The organism is Aminobacter sp. MDW-2, assembly GCF_014250155.1.
In the GTDB taxonomy this organism is placed as follows: Bacteria; Pseudomonadota; Alphaproteobacteria; order Rhizobiales; family Rhizobiaceae; genus Aminobacter; species Aminobacter ciceronei.
In genome coordinates, this window is the sequence record NZ_CP060197.1 from 2,648,780 (window position 1) to 2,663,253 (window position 14,474).

Sequence of the window (14,474 nt, forward strand, 5' to 3'; positions counted from 1 at the left end):
CGCGTACCTGTCGATCAAGCGCTCCAGGAGAGGCGAAGATGGAAGAGCATGGCGATTTGCCCCGGGCGGGGCGCCGTGAATGGTTGGCGATGGCGATCCTCGCCTTGCCGTGCCTGCTGTACTCGATGGATCTGACGGTGCTGAACCTTGCACTGCCGGAGTTGGCGGCCGATCTCGACCCGACGCCAGCTCAGCTGTTGTGGATGGTGGACATCTATGGCTTCATCCTGGCCGCCGCGCTGATCCCGATGGGCGTCGTCGGCGACCGCATCGGCCGCCGGCGCCTGTTGCTGTGGGGCGCATTCGCCTTCGGCGTGGCGTCTCTGATCGCTGCCTTCGCGAGCTCGGCGCCGATGATGATCGCGGCGCGCGCGCTGATGGGCATTGCCGCAGCGACGCTTGCGCCGTCGACGCTGTCGATGGTGCGCAACCTGTTTCCGCACCCCGAGGATCGCAGCAAGGCGATCGGCGTCTGGATCGCCAGCTTCTCCGCCGGTGGTGCCGTCGGTCCACTGGTTGGCGGCGTGCTGCTCGAATATTTCTGGTGGGGATCCGTGTTCCTGATCAACCTGCCCGTCATGGCCCTGCTTCTGGTTCTTGGCCCGAAGATGCTGCCGGAAGCGCGCGACGGCGCGGCGCCACGCCCCGACGTCGCAAGCGCGCTCAGCTTGCTGGTGGCGGTACTTGGCCTGGTCTATGCCATCAAGAAGGTGGCGATGGACGGCTGGAGCGGCGAGGCCGGTCTCGCGCTGGCAGTGAGCATTGTTGCCACGACATTGTTCCTGCACCGGCAGCGGCGGCTCGCGGTTCCGTTCCTCGACCTCGATATGTTTGCCTCGCCGCGCTTTTCGGCAGCGCTGACGATCAACATTCTCGGTTTTTTCGTTGCCTTCGGCATGTTCCTGCTGATGGCGCTGTATTTCCAGCTCGGCCTCGGCCTGACGGAGTTGCAGGCCGGAGTGGCCTCGGCGCCGTCGGGCGTGGCGTTCATCGCCGGTGCAATTGCGGCGCCGGCGATTGCATCACGCCTCGGCACGGTTGCGTTGATGGCGCTCGGTTTCCTCGTCGCAGCCGGTGGCTTCGCGCTGGCGGGAGCCGCAGCCGCCAGCGGCGATCTCACGCTGATGATTGCGGCCTACTGCCTGTTCTCGCTTGGGCTGGCGCCAGTCTTCACCATGACGACCGACGTCATTGTCGGCTCGGTGGCGGCATCACATGCCGGTGCCGCCGCCGGCTTGTCCGAGGCCAGCACCGAACTGGGCGGTGCATTTGGCATCGCCGTACTCGGCAGCCTGCTGACGATGCTCTACCAACTGGCGCTTGTGGACCATCCGCAGCTTGCGGCGTTGCCGATGAACGCAGCACTTGGGCCGGACAATGCCGGTGTGCAGATCGAGGCGGCGCGCGATGCCTTGGGACAAGCGCTCAAGGTCGCCGCATTGCTGTGCAGCGCCATCGCCATCTGCGGCGCCGTGCTGAGCTTGCTGCTGCGTGGCCGCGGCGGGCTGCAGACCGACACGCAAGGCGGCTGAGGGGGCGGATGCACAAGGGTTGCTGCCCGACGACAGTCGGTTCGGCAGCGCTACTTTCGCCAGTCGTATACTCGATCTGACAATCCGGATTCTTGAAGTGAGATCAGTGCTCCCAAGCTTCAGCGAAGGTTGGTCTGACGTTGCTATTCTCAATGAACCAGGTGACCAGCTGAGGCTCATCTATCTTCTCGAACCATTCGGAGGTTCGCTTGAGGTAGATTCCATGCAGTGAGTTGAAGGTTTAATCGTGGAGATCGTCCAGGCTCCTCCAGAGCGAGACAGTTGCGGACATGCGATTGTCGAAGCCGCAGGCCTTCGTTTCCGCAGCTATTGCGTCATCCGCCACAGGAACCCAGGGTGAGCTTCTGCCAAGCGGTAGACGTCTCCAAGGCCGTCCATAGATTCTTTCAATCGCGGATCGTTGGCCGGGCACTTCAGTCGCCCCCAATTCATCTGCGCTATTGTCATTGATGGCTCCTCCCAAGACCCCGGATTCTATCGACGTAGAACCCGTTGTTGCTGGAGAGAGAATTCCATCGTCGGTTTTGTGAAAGCTCGTTAACCGTCAGCCTGCGGATGATCGTCGCCTGCAGTGAGATCGCGAAGAAAGACCCTAAAGGTGCTCCATCGTCAGCCTGCCGTTTGCGACCTTCGCCGCGCCCTCGGCCAGCTCCGCCAGCGTGACCTTGCCGAATTTGGCCAAAAGGATCGCCTCGGCCGCGTCCATCGCTTCGGCGAGCGAGGTGTTGACCGCCTGCTCGATGGTGCAACTCGGGTTGTCGCCGGCGAGGCCGATGGCGAAGAGCTGTGGGGTGCCTAGCGCCTTGTGGATGTCGAGCAGCGTGATCTCCTCCAGCGACCGCGCCAGCAGCCAGCCGCCGCCATGGCCCTTCTCCGAGCGGACATAACCCTGATCGCGCAGGCCAGCCATGGTCCGGCGTACGACCACTGGGTTGGTGCCGAGCATCATGGCGATTGCGTCCGAGGTCGCGGTTCCCTCGTGGTGCTGCATGTGGATCAGCACATGCAGCATGCGGGAGAGGCGGGTGTCGGATCTCATCGTGCTGTTCTTTCGGCTTTTTGGAGCGGTTCAGCTCGCTGCCGGCGTCTGGTCAGGCCTAACAGATAGTCGGTCACGCAACAACAGGAGTTGCGTGAAGCTTGACGACCACAGTCATGTAACATATGAAGTGTCGTGAAAATGAGAAAGCTCTTCGACCCGCTGGGGAAGCACAGCGCGACCACAGGGCCGCTTCAAAGGATTTTTGGCCATGGACTACGACGTCATCATCGTCGGCGGCAGTTATGCGGGGATGTCGGCGGGCCTGCAGCTTGCCCGCGCCAGGCGCAAGGTTCTGGTCATTGACGTGGGCGAGCGGCGCAACCGCTTTGCCGCGCATTCCCATGGCTTCCTCGGCCAAGATGGCCGCGAGCCGGGCGCGATTGCCGCCGAGGCGCGTGAGCAGCTCGAGCGTTATCCCGGCGTGACGTGGCTGGAGGGCAGGGCAGAAGGTGCGCGGCGGATCGAAGGTGGTTTCGCCGTCGATCTCGGCACTGGCCGTGTGGCGAGCGCCAGGCGATTGGTGCTGGCGGCCGGGGTCTCCGACAGCCTGCCCGAAATCCCCGGCCTGCGCCAGCGCTGGGGCAGATCCGTCTTTCATTGTCCTTATTGCCATGGCTATGAGCTGAACCAGGGCCGGATCGGCGTGCTCGCCGTTTCGGAGCACTCCATGCATCACGCCCTGATGCTGCCCGACTGGGGCACGACGACGCTGTTCACCAATGGCGTGTTCACGCCCGACGCCGAGCAGCTTCGGCAGCTTGCTGCGCGCGGCGCGACGGTCGAGGCCGCACTCGTCCGCGAGGTCAGGGGCGAGGGCGCCGACCTCGTGCTCGACGATGGTCGGATGTTTGAACTGGACGGGCTGTTTACCATGCCCAGGACATCGCTTCAGATCCCGTGGGTCGAACAGCTGGGCTGCGAACTGGAGGCTGGGCCGATGGGCAATTTCGTCAGGACCGACGCGATGAAGCAGACGACGGTGAAGGGCGTGTTCGCATGTGGCGACATTGCGCGGGCGGCAGGCTCGGTGGCGCTGTCGGTGGGCGACGGGGCCATGGCAGGGGCTGCCACGCACCGCTCGCTGATGTTCGAGGCTGACTGAAGGGTCGGACCAGGAAAAGAAAAAGCCCGGCAGGTTTGCACCTGCCGGGCTCTTCTTACTGGTGCCGCGGATCAGTCCTTGGCGTTGAGGTTGGTGCCCAGCGTGTCCTTGACGAAGATCACACCGATGATCAGCGTCATTGCGGCAATCGCGATGGGGTACCACAGGCCGTAGTAGATATCGCCGGCCGCGGCACTCATGGCGAAGGCGGTCGCAGGCAGCAGGCCGCCGAACCAGCCGTTGCCGATGTGGTAGGGCAGTGACATGCCGGTGTAGCGGATGCGGGTCGGGAACATTTCGACCAGGATTGCGGCGATCGGGCCATAGACCATCGTCACGTACACGACCAGGATGAACAGGATGCCGATCACCATGGGCTTGTTGACGGCAGCCGGATCGGCGACCATCGAGAACGAGCCGCCGCCGGGGATGTTGAAGAAGCCGACTTCAGGTGCACCGGCTGCTTCTTCCGCGGTCACAAGCTTGTCCTTGATCGCCTGTTCGGTTGGCATGGTTGCCTTTTCGCCACCGCGGATCGCGGCTGCGTCGAGCTTCAGCTCGGGGTTGGCAGCGACGAAGGCGTCCAGCTTCTGGTCGGCAACCTTTGCGGCACCACGGACCAGCGGATAGCCGCCGTCGTGGAGAGCGATGTTGACCGCCTTGACGAAGGCGGCGTCGTTCGCCTTGGCGGCATCGCCGGCGGCGACGGCGTCATAGGAGGTGACGGTTGCTTCGCCGATCTTGACCGTGGCAGGAGTGCCGGCGGCGGCCGTGGTGACGACGTCATAAGGAACCGAATTGCGGGTCAGGAACGACGTCGCGATATCGCAGGAGGTGGTGAACTTGGCTGTGCCCACCGGGTTGAACTGGAACTTGCAGTCGCCAGGAGCGGCAGTGACGGTGGCACGAACGTTCTGCTGGGCAGTGGCCAGTGCCGGGTTTGCGGCCCAGGTCAGCGCCTTGAACAGCGGGAAGTAGGTGACGATGGCAAGCGCCAGGCCGGCCATGATGATCGGCTTGCGGCCGATCTTGTCCGACAGCCAGCCGAAGAAGACGAAGAAACCGGTACCGAGCAGCAGCGAAACGGCGATCATGATGTTGACCGACTGTGCATCGACCTTGAGCACGTTTGTCAGGAAGAACAGCGCGTAGAACTGGCCCGAGTACCACACCACGGCCTGGCCGGCGGTGAGGCCGAACAGTGCGAGCAGCGCGATCTTGGCGTTCTTCCACTGGCCGAAGGCTTCCGACAGCGGCGCCTTGGAACCCTTGCCCTCTTCCTTCATGCGCTGGAAGGTCGGCGATTCCGACAGCGACAGACGGATCCACACCGAGATGCCAAGCAGGATGAACGAAAGCAGGAACGGAACGCGCCATCCCCAGGCGGCGAAGTCTTCCTTGCCGAGCCAAGTCTGGACGACCAGGATGACGACCAGCGACAGGAACAGGCCGAGCGTCGCCGTCGTCTGGATCCACGAAGTGTAGTAGCCGCGACGGTCGTCGGGCGCGTGCTCGGCGACATAGGTCGCAGCACCGCCATATTCACCGCCGAGTGCCAAGCCCTGCAGCATGCGCAGCGCAATCAGGATGATCGGCGCGGCGATGCCGATGGTGGCCGAGCCGGGCAGCAGGCCGACAAAGAAGGTCGACAGGCCCATGATCAGGATGGTGACGAGGAAAGTGTATTTACGGCCGACGAGATCGCCGATGCGGCCGAAGACCAGCGCGCCGAACGGGCGAACCAGGAAGCCTGCCGCGAAGGCGAGCAGCGCGAAGATGTTGCGGGTGGCCTCGGGATACGAGGCAAAGAAGGTCGCACCGATGAAGGCAGCGAGTGAACCGTAAAGATAGAAATCGTACCATTCGAAGACGGTACCGAGCGACGAAGCGAAGATGACTTTCTTCTCTTCTCGCGACATGCCGCGCGCACGGGCGCCGGCGGTTGCCGAAATTGCCATAAAAATCTCCTCCCAGAGTGCCGGCGGCAAGGGCCTGGAGAGCAATCTCCGCACGAATCCGCCTGACCAAACGACGTCGAATTGATAACGCCGCGATACGGCCGTTATCCATCGCTGCTTTGGGATTATGACTTTGGTCGTAGAGGCAAGCGCGAAGTCGTCGCGGGCTTTTATGCTGCATTGCAAACGATGATGCAGGGCTTGGCGAGAAAACGCGGACGGCTGAACTTGTGCGTTTGCCAGTGAAGAAGACCTGGTATGCCGGGCAAGTCCGGCGGATGCTGCCCGGCGCCAAGTTGCGCGCCGGGCAGGGGCGCGGGGAAGCGGGCTCAGGCGGCCCGTTCTTCCTTCTCGACGAGGTAGCCGCGATCGCGCAGCCACCTTGCAATGATGATCTCAACCATCGATGACACCGAGCGGTGGTCATCCTTGGCTGCCTTGACGAGCGCCTCCTTGAGGTCGCGTTCGATACGGAATCCGAGTGGATGAGTCTTAGACATGATGATTCCTGAGACTGTTTCGGGAATGTCCCGGAGGGGCAGATGTGACCAGCCCTGACGGCGAGCTTGATGCAGTAGCCGCTGCCGACCGATCATGCGGCGCAGGTGGGGCGCGTTGCGCCGTTCAGGCGCGAGCCGGAGGCGCGCGCGGCTCGCTGGTTCGGTAGCGCAGGAAGCTGAAAAGCGGGTCGATGGCCAGCGAACCGCTGGTCAGATCGACGGCCGAAAGGGTGTTGGCGATACGCAGCAGGGCGCTGTCGTCGCTGCCGTCCCCGTTCAGTTCGGCAAGGGCAAGGCATGTGTCGCTGCAGGCGGGAAGCGTACCGGGGTCATCGGTGACCCGATCGGTGCCTTCGTCGAGCGAGAGATTTGCTTCAGGATGATAGCCGGCCGCGTGCGCGTGGGTCGATGCAACCGAGACGCTGAGTGCAGCAAAGAGCGATAGCAACAACAACAACAGGCATGAGAGCAGACTTCTGCTCCTTCGCCCCTGCTGCTGCTGTCTGCGCTGATACAATTGCTGCCTCTGACTGCCTCTGCACGATTCCGCCAATGGGGGCGGATATAGTTACTTTAGAGTAACAGATTGTACCGGCACGGCAATATGCAAATGTATGATAGCGTATGAGATTCAGAAGGTTTCTGTTGGCATCTGCATACAAGTAAAAGTTGCCTTATGCAACCGGCAAAGGAAGCCCGGCCGAAGCCGGGCTCCCTTTTTCGCCTTAGGGCTTTGCTCAGACGAGCGATGCCGTGAAGCGCTGGATGCGCGTGCAGGCTTCCTCGAGCAGCTTCTCCGACGTCGCGTAGGAGATGCGGAAGTTCGGGCCGAGGCCGAAGGCCGAACCGAACACCACCGCCACGCCTTCGGCTTCAAGCAGCTCTGAGCAGAAGGTTTCGTCGCCGTCGATGATCTTGCCGCCTTGCGTCTTCTTGCCGATCAGGCCGGCGCAGGACGGGTAGACGTAGAAGGCGCCTTCCGGCGAGGGGCAAGTGATGCCGCGCGCCTGGTTGAGCATCGACACGACGAGGTCGCGGCGGGCCTGGAAGATCGCCTTGTTCTTGGCGATGAAGTCCTGTGGGCCATTGAGTGCTTCGACCGACGCCCACTGAGCGATGGTGCAGGCGCCCGAGGTCTGCTGCCCCTGGATCATGTCCATCGCCTTGATCAGCGCGATCGGACCGGCGGCATAGCCGATGCGCCAGCCGGTCATGGCATAGGCTTTTGACACGCCGTTCATCGTCAGCGTCCGGTCATAGAGCGCGGGCTCGACTTCGGCGATGGTCTTGAAGACGAAGTCGCCATAGGTCAGGTGCTCGTACATGTCGTCGGTCAGCGTCCAGACATGCGGATGCTTGAGCAGGACGTCGGCGATGGCGCGCAGCTCGGCTTCGGTGTAGGCGGCACCTGACGGGTTCGACGGCGAGTTCATCAAGAGCCACTTGGTCTTCGGCGTGATCCTGCGCTCAAGTTCCGCTGCCGTCAGCTTGAAGCCGTTGTCGATCGACGTTTCGGCGAACACCGAGCTGCCGCCGCAGATCGCCACCATCTCGGGATAGCTGACCCAGTAGGGACGGGGGATGATGACTTCGTCGCCGGGGTTTAGCGTCGCCATGAAGGCGTTGAACAGGATCTGCTTGCCGCCTGTGCCGACGATTGTCTGCTCCGGCTTGTAGTCGAGATTGTTTTCGCGCTTGAACTTGGCGGCAATGGCTTCGCGCAGCGGTGCGATGCCGGAGACCGGCGGGTACTTGGTCTCGCCGCGGCGGATCGCTTCGATCGCTGCATTCTTGATATTGTCCGGGGTGTCGAAGTCCGGCTCGCCTGCGCCGAGGCCGATGACGTCGCGACCGGCGTTTTTCAGCTCGCGCGCTTTCTGCGTGACCGCGATGGTCGCGGAAGGCTTAACGCGGGAAAGGGCATCGGCAAGAAAGGCCATGACTTCAGGTCTCCGGTTCGGAAAGGGCGCGGTCGCTCGACCGCCTTTGCGCATCCAACGGAATGCGCGGCGCTGTAATGTCGCATGACGCAGGGAATCGCAAGCGGATTGACGTTTCGGGAGGCCTGGATGTGATGGTCCAGAAGCCGGTGGAAGCTGTGCATAAACAGTCGGCTGGGCGGCGTTCGTTCAAGTTTGAGCCATCGCGTTAACCGCCGATCAAATCTTCGATGAGATTTTGGCGGGGCAATTTCGCAGCTTTCCGGAAATAGGACGGACCGTGTCGAAGAGCATCGGGCTCGCCCAAATCATCCGGCACGACGACGGATCTGCGTCCGGCGTCTGGGGTGTGCATGCCCTGCGCAGCGCGTTTCAGCCGATTTACGCCTTTCAGTCGGGCCGCTTGCTGGTCACCGCCTTCGAAGGGCTGATCAGGCCGTTTCGCGGGACTGAGGCCGTGCCGCCAGGCATCTTCTTCGCTGCCGTGGAAGGCATCGAGCGGCTGCATGTCGAAACGCTGACCCGGACGCTGCACCTCCTGAACGCCGCCGTGTTCCTGCCCAAGGAAGCGTCGATCTTCATCAATTTCGATCCATCGGTATTTCTCGACAGCTCGATCTCGGAGCATGCGCTGCGCGACATGCGCCAGGTGCTCAACGAAACCGGCATCGATCCGCGCCGCATCGTCTGCGAGGTCACCGAGAAGAAGCCGGCCTCCGAAGAGGCGCTGTTCGAATTTGTCAGGGCGCTGAAAGGGAGCGGCCTGCGCATCGCAGTCGACGATTTCGGCTCGGACGACTCCGACATCAAGCGCATCCGCGACATCAAGCCCGACATCGTCAAGTTCGATGCCCACTGGATCAGCCGGCTGATGGAATCGGGCGCGGGTTTCGCGCTGCTCAAGGAGATGGTGGCGAATTTCGAGGACAAGGGCATCCGCACAGTTTTCGAGGGGCTCGAGGAAAGCTGGCAGTTGCAACTGGCCGAGCGTTCCGGCGCCTCGATGGTGCAGGGCTTCGTTCTGGCCCTGCCGGAAATCGTGCCGGCGAATTTTTCCCACTTCGAACCGGTGGCGCCCGAAGCCGCCGGAGATCACCGGACGGAGCTTTTGCCCGCCGGAGTTGCCGATGCGGTTGCCGTTCGCGCGCCGCGATCAAGCCGAAGCTTCGGCAAGAGGACAGTGCATGAGTGACGTGGTTTTCGGGTTTGGCGCGTTGCCTCGGGACCTGGTGGCAAGGATCGCCGCCGACGAAATTGGCCTGGAGTTCGGCGTTCACGGTGAGTTTCGCCTGCGTTGCGCGATCCAGCCGATCTTCCGGCATGAAGACGGCCGCCTGACGCCGGTCGCCGCCGACGCCCAGGTGGTGCCGTATCGCGAGGGACGGCCGGTCGCGGTTGGCGAATTCCTCGCCGAGATAGTCGATGAGGAACGCGCGATCGTCGCACGTGTCTGGGCGGTGTTGCCGCTTGCCAACGCCCACAATATGGGCGTCAAGGGCATCGCGCTGCTGTTCAGGCAGGACATCAATGGTGATGCACCCGATCTCGACGATCTGGGTTTCATGGTCCGGCGCCTCAAGGGCGAAGGTTTCGAGGCGTCGCAACTGATCTGCGAGATCGGCGGCGACGAAAAGCTGGCCTGTGAACTGCGGGCGCTTGGAATGCGTGTCGCTCTGGGGCAGCCAGGCTCGGCGCAGCATGACGTCGACGCCGTCAAGCGTGTGCTGCCCGATATCGTCAGGCTCGATCGCGCCTCGTTCGAACGCTTCTGCGCCGACGCCGCGACCGGGCGGCTGCTGCGTCCGGTGGTGTCGGAACTCAAGACGCTTGGTGTCGACGTGCTCGTTGAGGGCATCGACAATGAGAGCCGCCTGGAAATTGCGCTTGGCGCCGGTGTCGACCTGTTCCAGGGCGATCTGCTCGAGCCTGCAAAGCTGGTTGGCAGTGTGTTTGCCGAAGGGGCGCGCGAAACGTCGCAATATCGTCGCGGCGAATGCGTGGTGGTGCCGCTGTTCGGCTGACGCGGTACGAAAGATCACCAAAGCTGATGCCTCGCACCAGAACAATTCGCTGGATCGACTCACCTCAGGGACGATAATCGCTGACCAAACGGGGTGAATGCGATGATCACGATCTATGGAATGAGCGACAGCGGCAACAGCTACAAGCCGCGGCTTTTGATGGCCAAGCTCGGCCGGCCGTTCCGCCATGTCGAGACCAGCTCGCGCGACGGCTCCACACGTACGCCCGCTTACCTCGCCAAGAACGCCAACGGAAAGGTGCCGCTGCTCGAGCTCGACGATGGCCGCTTCCTTGCCGAGTCCAACGCGATCCTGCTCCACATGGCCGAAGGGACACGGCTTTTGCCGGCAGACGCCTACCAGCGGGCGCTGGTCTTTCAATGGCTGTTTTTCGAACAGTACAGCCACGAACCCTTCGTTGCTGTCAGGCGGACGATGTTCCTCTACCCCGAGCGCGCCGCCCAGGCGACGCCGGAGCGCATGCAGGCTTTGCTCGACGGCGGCAACAAGGCGCTTGGGGTGATGCAGGTGCAGCTCGAGAAGACGCCGTTCCTGGCCGGAGATGCGATGAGCGTCGCCGATATTGCACTCTATGCCTACACCCATGACGCGACCATCGGCGGCTATGACCTGGATGCGTTCCCTGCGGTGAAGGCCTGGCTTGCCCGCGTGGCAGCGGACGAGGGCCATGTGCCGCTGACCTGGCTGCCGTGAACGCCTGATCCTGAAATGCAAGAAGGCCCGAAGATGCGATCTTCGGGCCCCTTTCTATAACGTCGAGGCGAGTTTCGAGCCGCGACCCTGTCTGCGCAAAAAGAAAAAGGCGGGGTGTGACCCCGCCTTCCGCTGTCAGCAGCTGATCCTGGATCACCTGACCCGGGCTCACGGCAATCTGCCGCATCGTCCTTCGGGTCAGAGATTCCGGCGCGCTTGTCGCGCAGCCGCCAGTACATCCGTGACTTGCATCGCGATTGGAGCTTTCGCTCCCGCGCGCCTTAAATCAGACTGCCTTGAGCTGGCCAGCCGACGAACGGCCCGTGCGACGGTCCTGCTCGATTTCGAAGCTGACCTTCTGGCCGTCGGCCAGCGAGCCCATGCCCGAACGCTCGACAGCCGAGATGTGGACGAAAACGTCCGCGCCACCTGCGTCGGGCTGAATGAAGCCGAAGCCCTTGGTTGCGTTGAACCACTTAACGGTGCCAGTAGCCATATTGAATATCCTTGTCGTTTGCAGTTTTTCTTGACCAAGCGAGCATGCCCAGTCGTGGTATCGAGATTTTGGGGAGAGACGTCTGCAAACGCGAGAGTGTCGCGGGGCACGGATCTGTCGGCCGAAATATCAACGTGCCGGATATAAGGGCAAATGGCCGCAAGTGCAAGCCCTTGCAAATAGTGGCGCTTGAAACCTGCCTCAATTGCCATGCAACCATGGCGGGCGCAGGGTGTTATATTGCCTGGCGCCCATGGCATTGCGAGCGATGCAAGATGAGGCGCTGTAACGTTCGGCCGGCGCCAGCCGTTGCGCGAAGTCCGGGAGGTTCTCATGAAAGCCATTTTGCTTGCCGCGTGCCTGACACTGATGGCAGCCGAAGCGCAGGCCGCGTCGCGCTACGTATCGACGAAAATGAGCTGCGCCCAGACGCAGAGCGTCGTGCGCAACCAGGGCGCGGTGATCCTGCGCTGGACGTCGCCGACGTCGGGCGTGCCGCGTTATGATCGTTATGTCGCCAACGACCATTTCTGCTCGGCCGGCGAAGAGGCGCGCCGGGCATATGTACCGACGGCCGATGCGCGGTCCTGCCCGGTCTACAATTGCAAGCGAATCGAGCGCAATTTCTTCAAGCGCCGGCTGTTTCCGCTGAGCGACTGAACGCAAGCGGACAATTGATCTCGCTCTGAAACGCTTTCTGCGCGCCGGAGCGCGCCGTCAGGCGCAGCTCCCGCAGTTGTGTGCTCTTCTTTTCATCCCCTGTCAGAACCCGAACGATGCCTGGGTGGATGGCGGCGGGCCAACGCGCACGCCCTCGAGCACCAGCATCTTTTCCTTCATGTTCGAGCCGCCGGTTGCCGAAAAGCCGCCGATCTTGCCGCCGGCGGCGAGGATGCGGTGACACGGAATGACGAGGGGAATAGGGTTCGCCCCCAGTGCCGAGCCAGTTTCGCGGAACAGACCCTTCCGGCCGGCCTTCTCGGCCAGCCCGCCATAGGTGGTGGTCTCGCCATAGTGAAGGTTTCGGGCGGCGGCATAGATGTCGCGGCGGAAATCGTCGATGCCGGCGAGATCGACCGGGACATCGGAGAAATCGACGTCCTCGCCGTCGGCATAGCGCCTGATGTCGGCGATCAGCGCGGTGATCCATGGTGGCGGCGTATGGTCGCCCGCGGCCGTGGCCTGACCGGCCAGTCGCAGCAGTCGGCGCTCGGCGGCGTCGCGGGTTTTTTCCGGCAGGCAAAGCCTGACAAGCCCGGTCTTGCTCCATGCCAGCGCCATGAAGCCGAGGGCCGTCTCGAAGACGGCGCGGCCGGGCAGGGGATGGAAAATGCTGGGGTCCACGACCGTTCCTTTCGTCCTGGCAGCTGGCGTGAATTCGGTACAAATCAGGAACAATGTGCCATGATCTGTGTGCGCATGCCACCCGAAAACCGTATCCACCTGTGGATTGCCGGGGCTCATACGTTGTTGTAGAGAGGGTCGGGCGGGACGAAATCATTAACAGAGTGTGCATTTGCCGGCGATAAAGACTCACCTGCTGATCTCGGTGGCATTGGCGACGGCATTGCTGTCGGGCTGCCAGACCAACACAGCGGCTCTCAACACCGATCTTTCGACGGCCGCCGACGTGGCCTTGAACGCCGAGATTGCGCCCGCTTCGACGGAGGTCGCCGATCTCGCGCTGCCGGAAACCGTGGCAGTGCTGCCGACCGCATCATATGCCTCCACCGAAGCTTCGCCGGCCACTGCCGTGCTCGCTGCCGCAGCGCCCGCTGCCGATGCTTCGGATGTCGCGGGTGCCGCTGACGCCGCGACGCCGGCCACAAGCGAGGCCGCTGCCGTGACCGTTGCTGCCGCGCCGCCGGTGCCTGCTGCTGGTGCCGAAAAGGCGACTGGCGCTGCTGGTGGCGAAAAGGCAGTTGCCGCTGCGCCGATCGCGCCTGCTGCTGATGCCGCAAAAGCTGTTGCCGTTGCCGCCACCGCGCCCAAGGCTCCTGCCTTGGCCAAGGGCCCGGTCGACCCGATGTCGGTGCCGATGGCCGGCGGCGAAATCGTTGCCACAGCCGACAAGCTTGTCGGAGAGTTTCCGTCCGCGCCGACGATCGCCGACGATGCCCTGCCGGCCAGCGCGCCGGTGCCGCGCAGCTACCAGGTCGCGTCGCTGGGCAATGTCGCGCCCGAAAGCTTCGCCACCTCGTCCTATGCCGCGCCCGATAGCCCGGCACTTGCCTCTCGCGGCAAGATCGACGAGCTGATCTCGAAATACGCGGCTCTCTATGAGGTGCCCGAGCGGCTTGTGCGGCGCGTGGTCAACCGCGAGAGCACCTTCAACCCGATGGCCTTCAACAACGGCCATTGGGGGCTGATGCAGATCAAGCACGCCACCGCGCGCGGCATGGGTTATGACGGCCCGGCGCGCGGCCTGTTCGATGCCGAGACCAATCTGAAATACGCGGTCAAATATCTGCGCGGCGCTTTCATGGTCGCCGATGGCGACGAGGACAAGGCCGACAAGCTTTACCAGAGCGGCTATTATTACCACGCCAAGCGCAAAGGCCTGCTCGACGAGACCGGGCTCGGCCGCGACCGCGCCCGTCACCGCGGCTAGACTTGCCGATGCCATCGCCGCAGGGGGAAAACGACGTCCGCCTGCGCAGGGTGCTGCCCGGCGAACTGCGACCCCCGCGCTGGCCCGCTGGCTTTTCGATGCGGACGTTTCAGGCCTCCGACGCGGTTGCACTTTACGATCTGCTTGAGCTCGTCTTCGACGACGGCATGAACGGCCCGTTCGACCAGTGGTGGCCACGACTCGAGGCCGACTCGGAATTTGACCCTGAACTTTGTTTCCTGGTCTTCGATAACGAGGGCCGGTTGGCGGGCGCTGCCTTGAGCTGGACCAGCGGCTTCCTGAAAGACCTTGCCGTTCGTCCCGACAGTCGCGGCAAGGGCATCGCCGAGGCCTTGCTGTGGCATGTCTTTGCCATATTTGCTGCGCGGGGCGCGAGCCATATCGACCTCAAGACCAACCTGGTCGACAACTCGGCTGCTGTTCGGCTCTATCTCAGGCTCGGCATGACCGAGGTGGACTGGGGTGGCTAAATTCTGCAGCCGAAAATAGCAGCCATCATGGATGTTTTCGATTTTG

17 protein-coding genes are annotated in these 14,474 nt (G+C 62.9%); 8 read left to right on the top strand and 9 right to left on the bottom strand.

Going from position 1 to position 14,474, the window contains the following annotated elements; translation table 11 throughout:
• Positions 1–38 precede the first annotated feature (38 nt).
• Positions 39–1,532: an MFS transporter gene (locus H5P29_RS12945; protein ID WP_067959704.1), complete on the top strand. Its 1,494-nt coding sequence runs from the start codon at positions 39–41 to the stop codon at positions 1,530–1,532.
• Positions 1,533–1,635: 103 nt separating this feature from the next.
• On the opposite strand, the gene H5P29_RS32920 is transcribed toward H5P29_RS12945, so the two are convergent.
• From H5P29_RS32920 to H5P29_RS12960, 3 genes are all read right to left on the bottom strand, one after another.
• Positions 1,636–1,761, bottom strand: coding sequence for a DUF3291 domain-containing protein (locus tag H5P29_RS32920; RefSeq protein ID WP_083948756.1), 126 nt, complete (start codon positions 1,759–1,761; stop codon positions 1,636–1,638).
• A 98-nt stretch (positions 1,762–1,859) separates the two neighbouring features.
• Complete coding sequence (locus H5P29_RS32925) at positions 1,860–2,000, bottom strand: DUF3291 domain-containing protein (protein ID WP_154384825.1); 141 nt, start codon at positions 1,998–2,000, stop codon at positions 1,860–1,862.
• Between the two features lie 145 nt (positions 2,001–2,145).
• Positions 2,146–2,592, bottom strand: coding sequence for an Rrf2 family transcriptional regulator (locus H5P29_RS12960; protein WP_067959707.1), 447 nt, complete (start codon positions 2,590–2,592; stop codon positions 2,146–2,148).
• Between the two features lie 211 nt (positions 2,593–2,803).
• Here H5P29_RS12960 and H5P29_RS12965 point away from each other — a divergent pair, with 211 nt between their 5' ends.
• On the top strand, positions 2,804–3,697 hold the full coding sequence (locus H5P29_RS12965; protein ID WP_154384826.1) for an NAD(P)/FAD-dependent oxidoreductase: 894 nt from the start codon (positions 2,804–2,806) through the stop codon (positions 3,695–3,697).
• A gap of 71 nt (positions 3,698–3,768) precedes the next feature.
• Here the strand turns inward: H5P29_RS12965 and H5P29_RS12970 are convergent, their stop codons facing one another.
• The 4 genes from H5P29_RS12970 to H5P29_RS12985 all read right to left on the bottom strand — a co-directional run bounded on the left by H5P29_RS12970 (position 3,769) and on the right by H5P29_RS12985 (position 8,095).
• A complete protein-coding gene (locus tag H5P29_RS12970) occupies positions 3,769–5,655 on the bottom strand; it encodes an MFS transporter (protein WP_067959711.1) in 1,887 nt (628 codons plus the stop codon).
• 329 nt (positions 5,656–5,984) lie between these two features.
• Positions 5,985–6,155, bottom strand: a complete 171-nt coding sequence (locus tag H5P29_RS12975; RefSeq protein WP_018428911.1) for a hypothetical protein — start codon at positions 6,153–6,155, stop codon at positions 5,985–5,987.
• Between the two features lie 124 nt (positions 6,156–6,279).
• Entirely contained in the window at positions 6,280–6,672 is a 393-nt protein-coding gene (locus H5P29_RS12980; RefSeq protein WP_154384827.1) for a hypothetical protein, read from the bottom strand.
• A 220-nt stretch (positions 6,673–6,892) separates the two neighbouring features.
• Positions 6,893–8,095 carry a pyridoxal phosphate-dependent aminotransferase gene (locus tag H5P29_RS12985; protein WP_067959717.1) on the bottom strand — a complete coding sequence of 401 codons (1,203 nt, stop codon included), beginning with the start codon at positions 8,093–8,095 and terminating at the stop codon, positions 6,893–6,895.
• A 280-nt stretch (positions 8,096–8,375) separates the two neighbouring features.
• Between H5P29_RS12985 and H5P29_RS12990 the strand changes: the two genes are divergently transcribed.
• From H5P29_RS12990 to H5P29_RS13000, 3 genes are all read left to right on the top strand, one after another.
• Entirely contained in the window at positions 8,376–9,287 is a 912-nt protein-coding gene (locus H5P29_RS12990; RefSeq protein ID WP_067959720.1) for an EAL domain-containing protein, read from the top strand.
• Positions 9,280–10,116 carry an EAL domain-containing protein gene (locus tag H5P29_RS12995; protein ID WP_169808323.1) on the top strand — a complete coding sequence of 279 codons (837 nt, stop codon included), beginning with the start codon at positions 9,280–9,282 and terminating at the stop codon, positions 10,114–10,116. The genes H5P29_RS12990 and H5P29_RS12995 overlap by 8 nt, the downstream gene beginning before the upstream one ends.
• Before the next feature lie 102 nt (positions 10,117–10,218).
• Positions 10,219–10,830, top strand: coding sequence for a glutathione S-transferase family protein (locus H5P29_RS13000; RefSeq protein ID WP_067959727.1), 612 nt, complete (start codon positions 10,219–10,221; stop codon positions 10,828–10,830).
• A 286-nt stretch (positions 10,831–11,116) separates the two neighbouring features.
• Here the strand turns inward: H5P29_RS13000 and H5P29_RS13005 are convergent, their stop codons facing one another.
• A complete protein-coding gene (locus tag H5P29_RS13005; RefSeq protein ID WP_067959730.1) occupies positions 11,117–11,326 on the bottom strand; it encodes a cold-shock protein in 210 nt (69 codons plus the stop codon).
• A gap of 333 nt (positions 11,327–11,659) precedes the next feature.
• Between H5P29_RS13005 and H5P29_RS13010 the strand changes: the two genes are divergently transcribed.
• Entirely contained in the window at positions 11,660–11,986 is a 327-nt protein-coding gene (locus H5P29_RS13010; RefSeq protein WP_154384829.1) for a hypothetical protein, read from the top strand.
• 102 nt (positions 11,987–12,088) lie between these two features.
• Here H5P29_RS13010 and H5P29_RS13015 read toward each other — a convergent pair whose 3' ends face one another.
• Positions 12,089–12,607, bottom strand: a complete 519-nt coding sequence (locus H5P29_RS13015; protein ID WP_067966283.1) for a methylated-DNA--[protein]-cysteine S-methyltransferase — start codon at positions 12,605–12,607, stop codon at positions 12,089–12,091.
• Between the two features lie 235 nt (positions 12,608–12,842).
• Between H5P29_RS13015 and H5P29_RS32555 the strand changes: the two genes are divergently transcribed.
• Positions 12,843–13,937: a lytic transglycosylase domain-containing protein gene (locus H5P29_RS32555; RefSeq protein ID WP_246340510.1), complete on the top strand. Its 1,095-nt coding sequence runs from the start codon at positions 12,843–12,845 to the stop codon at positions 13,935–13,937.
• A 2-nt stretch (positions 13,938–13,939) separates the two neighbouring features.
• Positions 13,940–14,428, top strand: coding sequence for a GNAT family N-acetyltransferase (locus H5P29_RS13025; RefSeq protein WP_371818636.1), 489 nt, complete (start codon positions 13,940–13,942; stop codon positions 14,426–14,428).
• Positions 14,429–14,474: the final 46 nt, after the last annotated feature.

Bases quoted from the DNA above. Each gene is read 5' to 3' on its own strand.
- H5P29_RS12945 (WP_067959704.1), top strand. From the start codon at position 39: ATGGAAGAGCATGGCGATTTGCCCCGGGCGGGGCGCCGTGAATGGTTG.
- H5P29_RS32925 (WP_154384825.1), bottom strand. From the start codon at position 2,000: ATGACAATAGCGCAGATGAATTGGGGGCGACTGAAGTGCCCGGCCAAC.
- H5P29_RS12960 (WP_067959707.1), bottom strand. From the start codon at position 2,592: ATGAGATCCGACACCCGCCTCTCCCGCATGCTGCATGTGCTGATCCAC.
- H5P29_RS12965 (WP_154384826.1), top strand. From the start codon at position 2,804: ATGGACTACGACGTCATCATCGTCGGCGGCAGTTATGCGGGGATGTCG.
- H5P29_RS12970 (WP_067959711.1), bottom strand. From the start codon at position 5,655: ATGGCAATTTCGGCAACCGCCGGCGCCCGTGCGCGCGGCATGTCGCGA.
- H5P29_RS12975 (WP_018428911.1), bottom strand. From the start codon at position 6,155: ATGTCTAAGACTCATCCACTCGGATTCCGTATCGAACGCGACCTCAAG.
- H5P29_RS12985 (WP_067959717.1), bottom strand. From the start codon at position 8,095: ATGGCCTTTCTTGCCGATGCCCTTTCCCGCGTTAAGCCTTCCGCGACC.
- H5P29_RS12995 (WP_169808323.1), top strand. From the start codon at position 9,280: ATGAGTGACGTGGTTTTCGGGTTTGGCGCGTTGCCTCGGGACCTGGTG.
- H5P29_RS13000 (WP_067959727.1), top strand. From the start codon at position 10,219: ATGATCACGATCTATGGAATGAGCGACAGCGGCAACAGCTACAAGCCG.
- H5P29_RS13005 (WP_067959730.1), bottom strand. From the start codon at position 11,326: ATGGCTACTGGCACCGTTAAGTGGTTCAACGCAACCAAGGGCTTCGGC.
- H5P29_RS13010 (WP_154384829.1), top strand. From the start codon at position 11,660: ATGAAAGCCATTTTGCTTGCCGCGTGCCTGACACTGATGGCAGCCGAA.
- H5P29_RS13015 (WP_067966283.1), bottom strand. From the start codon at position 12,607: ATGGCGCTGGCATGGAGCAAGACCGGGCTTGTCAGGCTTTGCCTGCCG.